Genomic DNA, 526 nt, shown 5'->3' with positions numbered 1-526 from the left:
CTCCGCGCGGGCATGCCGGTCTGGACGCTCTGCGTCCTCTTCGCGACGTAAACCGTCGCGAACTGCATTCCCGAAGTAATGGACGTCACAGTCAATCATATAGCCAGGAGTAGATTGAGAAGTGTTGAAGCTGATCAGTCAGCGCAATTGCGCGCCTTCGCTTGAGGACCCGAAACACGATGTGTACCTATTCAGTGTCGACACATCCGGAGCCGATAAACCTTTCTGTTTTGAACAGTCAATTACCGGCGGGCATGCTGAGCGGGGTGGCTTTATATTTCTGAACCTGGCCGGGCTTGAGAACTGGCCCGGTGATTGGCGAGTTCATCTGGAGACGTCCGGTTGCGGCTGGGTAGCGGAGTTGATGGCCGGGGCGCAAACCGATCAGCAAGCCGTGAAGTTGATTCTGGATCAAGTGACCATTACCTGATTGCAATCTGACGATTCAGAAACCGCACGGCATGTCGATAAAGAAGTGACATGCCAGGGACTCGGCAAATCTGACTTTATTTTGAGAGCCCTGTGC

At 53.8% G+C, this 526-nt stretch carries 1 protein-coding gene; it reads left to right on the top strand.

What is annotated here, in order from left to right:
* Window positions 1–121: 121 nt before the first annotated feature.
* Window positions 122–430 carry a hypothetical protein gene (locus tag ALO43_RS15455; RefSeq protein WP_054997761.1) on the top strand — a complete coding sequence of 103 codons (309 nt, stop codon included), beginning with the start codon at window positions 122–124 and terminating at the stop codon, window positions 428–430.
* The last annotated feature ends 96 nt before the right edge of the window (window positions 431–526 follow it).

The sequence above is a fragment of the Pseudomonas tremae genome, from assembly GCF_001401155.1.
Taxonomy (GTDB): Bacteria; Pseudomonadota; Gammaproteobacteria; order Pseudomonadales; family Pseudomonadaceae; genus Aquipseudomonas; species Aquipseudomonas tremae.
This window is presented reverse-complemented; position numbering and strand designations above follow the sequence as displayed.